This window comes from Microbacterium umsixpiens (assembly GCF_053543675.1).
On sequence record NZ_JBLVOH010000146.1, the window covers coordinates 1 to 3,108 of the forward strand.

Here is a 3,108-nt window from a genome sequence, read left to right on the forward strand (position 1 = left end):
CGGCCGCGGCGTCCCAGAAGGCGGTCGAGCCGCCGTTGCCCACCAGGATCTCGTATCCCTCGGGGATGCGGAACAGGGCGGCAAGCTGCTCGCGCACGCTGCCGACGAGGTTCTTCACGGGCGCCTGGCGGTGCGAGGTGCCGAGGATCGACGCTCCCGATGCGACCAGCGCCTCGAGCTGCGCGGGGCGCACCTTCGAGGGGCCGCAGCCGAAGCGGCCGTCAGCGGGCAGGAGGTCACCGGGAATCTCGATCGCCATGGGTCGATTCTAGAGGGCACCCGGCGGGTCGCCGGACCGGCGACGGATCCGATGTCGGTCCGGGAATGTAGGCTTGCCTAAGAACCCCGGAGGGCCTGCACATGACCGATCTGATCGACACCACGGAGATGTATCTCCGCACCATCCTCGAACTCGAGGAGGAGAACATCGTGCCGCTGCGCGCGCGCATCTCCGAGCGCCTCGGTCACTCCGGCCCGACGGTCTCGCAGACCGTGGGGCGCATGGAGCGCGATGGCCTCGTCATCGTCTCGGAGGACCGCACGCTCGAGCTCACCGACGCCGGCCGCCGCAAAGCCGTCGACGTGATGCGCAAGCACCGTCTCGCCGAGCGTCTGCTGTCGGATGTCATCGGACTCGACTGGGCATACGTGCACGAAGAGGCCTGCCGGTGGGAGCACGTGATGAGCGAGCAGGTCGAGCGCCGCCTGGTGGAGCTGCTCGGGCACCCGACCGAATCGCCCTACGGCAACCCGATCCCCGGCCTCGACCAGCTCGGCGACCTGCCGGCTCGCACCTTCGACGAGGGTGTCATCGGCCTCGTCCAACGACTCAACGCAGCGGGTGAGCCCGTCGAGGGGACCGTTCGTCGCCTCGCCGAGCCCGCGCAGGTCGACCCGGAGCTGCTGGAGCAGCTGCGCGATGCCGGTGTGGTTCCGGGTGCGCACGGCGACTTCCGCTTCAGTGAGGGGTACGTCCTCATCCAGATGGACGGCAAGGAAGACGGTCTCGAACTCCCCGTGGAGCTCGCATCGCACATCTTCCTCGTGGGCGAACCCGCCTGATCCGGCGCGGATTCCGCCCCTCGCAGCGGCATGTGGAGCGCTCCTGATGTGGCCTCTGCGACGATTGTCAGGTTCCCGGGGTGACATGATCGTTATCTTCCGGTAACCTCGGTCGAGTCGCCAGCGAAGAAGCCCGCTGGAGATGGACCGCGAAGATACGCCTTTCAGGCTCGTCGTCTTCACGGCAGGAACGCACAAAGTACCCGAGATACGTTCGTGCCACGAAAGCAGAGTGCCGACGAGCCAGCGCTACCCGAAAGCGCTAGGGCCCAGGAGGACCACGTTTTGGCCGCAGATATCGAACAGCCCGCGAAGAAGACATCTGGAGACCGAGTGAGCGCACGACGCGCAGGTGCGCGGGTGACCGCTCGCAAGGCCGTCAAGCCAATCCGATCCATCGCCATCTTCGGGGCCGTCGGTGCGCTCGTCGCCGGCATCGCTCTTCCTGCCTTCGCGCAGTCGAAGCCGAGCGAAGCCGCTCCGACGACCCTGCAGCAGCTGGCCGCGGTCGACGCGCAGTCCCTGGTGGTGGCCTCGCAGGCCACAGCTGCTCCCTTGAGCCGAGGCTCCTTCAGTGCGACGACTCCCGAGGAGATCGCGAAGAAGAAGGCAGAAGAGGCCGCTGCGGCTCGCGCCGCCGCTGCCGCAAAGGCATCGACGGCGTCCTCGTCTGCCCAATACAACACGGCCGGCTACGCGCTGACCTCCCCGGGCTCGGGTGAAGTCCGCTACCCGCTCCCGATGGGCTCCTGGAACGTCAGCCGCACGATCGGCGGCGGCCACAACGGTGCCGACATGCTCGCTCCCGCGGGCACCCCGATCTATGCCGCCGCTGCCGGAGTCGTCCGCGCTTCCGCCGAGAGCATCGGCGGCTACGGCGTCGCCGTCATGCTCGACAGCGTCGTGGGCGGTCAGCGAGTGCAGACGACCTACGGTCACATGATCTACGGTTCGCGCCAAGTGCAGGTCGGACAGTCGGTAGCGGCCGGACAGTTGATCGGCTATGTCGGCAGCACCGGACGCTCGACCGCCAACCATCTGCACTTCGAGGTCTGGATCAACGGCGGACTCGTCGAGCCCATGTCGTGGCTCTCGGTCAACGCCGGCTGATTCCCGGACACGCCTCGCTCCATTCACCCGCCGTTTCGCCCCGCATCCAGCCGGATGGGTTAGCCTGATCCCGTTGTCGTACAGGTGGGAGAGGCTGATGGAGCGAATACCGACCATCCGAACCATGGATGCCCTCGGTCGTCACGTCCTTCTGCATAGCCCGCGGGAAAGCCACGGAGTCGCCGTGCGCGAAAGGCGCTGTCTTTAGACGGCGCCTTTTTTCGTCCCCACGATCGCTCTGCCACCTGCGCGACCTCGTGTGAGTCGAGAGTGCCGGGAAGCCGTCCCGGCGGATCGAGAGGATGACGAATGCGCACACTGGTCCTGAATGCCGGATACGAGCCGCTCGCGATCGTGTCGTTCAAGCGAGCCCTGGTGCTCGTGATGAATGACAAGGCGACCGTGATCGAACGCGTGGAAGACGACCCCGTCTGGGGCACCCACGGCGTGTATGAACGTCCGGCGGTCATCATCCTCGCTCGGTACGTCCGGGTGCCGACGAGCAGACGCGTGCCGGTCACTCGCCGCGGTGTGCTGCGTCGTGACAATCATCGATGCGGCTACTGCGGGAAAGCGGCTTCGACCATCGACCACGTGCTGCCGCGTTCACGCGGGGGAGCGGACTCCTGGGAGAACCTGGTGGCTTGCTGCCTCCGCTGTAACAACGTCAAGAGCGATCGCACACCGCAGGAGATGCGCTGGCAACTGCGCTTCACCCCTCGTCCTCCGCACGGTACCGCCTGGACGGTGCGCGGAACCGAGCGCAGCGACCCGCGGTGGGAGCCGTACCTGGCGTTGGCGGCGTGACGGCCGCGTGCCCTCGAGCCCTCCACGCGCCGCGGGATGGTGAGTCACGGAACGTCGGGAGCAGGGGTCGGGGCGTGGAGCCTCCTGGCCGGCGGGGCCCGCTGACGAAGGGCCTGAGACGTCGAAGAG

General features: G+C 67.3%; 3 protein-coding genes and 1 pseudogene. 3 read left to right on the forward strand and 1 reads right to left on the reverse strand.

Going from position 1 to position 3,108, the window contains the following annotated elements:
• Positions 1-259, reverse strand: a pseudogene (locus ACNPM4_RS14315) (phosphoserine transaminase); the annotation flags it as partial.
• Between the two features lie 101 nt (positions 260-360).
• On the opposite strand from ACNPM4_RS14315, the gene ACNPM4_RS14320 reads away from it, so the two are divergent.
• The 3 genes from ACNPM4_RS14320 (at position 361) to ACNPM4_RS14330 (ending at position 2,979) form a co-directional block, all read left to right on the forward strand.
• Positions 361-1,062, forward strand: a complete 702-nt coding sequence (locus ACNPM4_RS14320; protein ID WP_029262734.1) for an iron-dependent transcriptional repressor DtxR — start codon at positions 361-363, stop codon at positions 1,060-1,062.
• Between the two features lie 360 nt (positions 1,063-1,422).
• On the forward strand, positions 1,423-2,172 hold the full coding sequence (locus tag ACNPM4_RS14325) for a M23 family metallopeptidase (protein ID WP_448986095.1): 750 nt from the start codon (positions 1,423-1,425) through the stop codon (positions 2,170-2,172).
• A gap of 309 nt (positions 2,173-2,481) precedes the next feature.
• Positions 2,482-2,979: an HNH endonuclease gene (locus tag ACNPM4_RS14330; protein WP_029262732.1), complete on the forward strand. Its 498-nt coding sequence runs from the start codon at positions 2,482-2,484 to the stop codon at positions 2,977-2,979.
• Positions 2,980-3,108: the final 129 nt, after the last annotated feature.

Bases quoted from the DNA above. Each gene is read 5' to 3' on its own strand.
- ACNPM4_RS14320 (WP_029262734.1), top strand. From the start codon at position 361: ATGACCGATCTGATCGACACCACGGAGATGTATCTCCGCACCATCCTC.
- ACNPM4_RS14330 (WP_029262732.1), top strand. From the start codon at position 2,482: ATGCGCACACTGGTCCTGAATGCCGGATACGAGCCGCTCGCGATCGTG.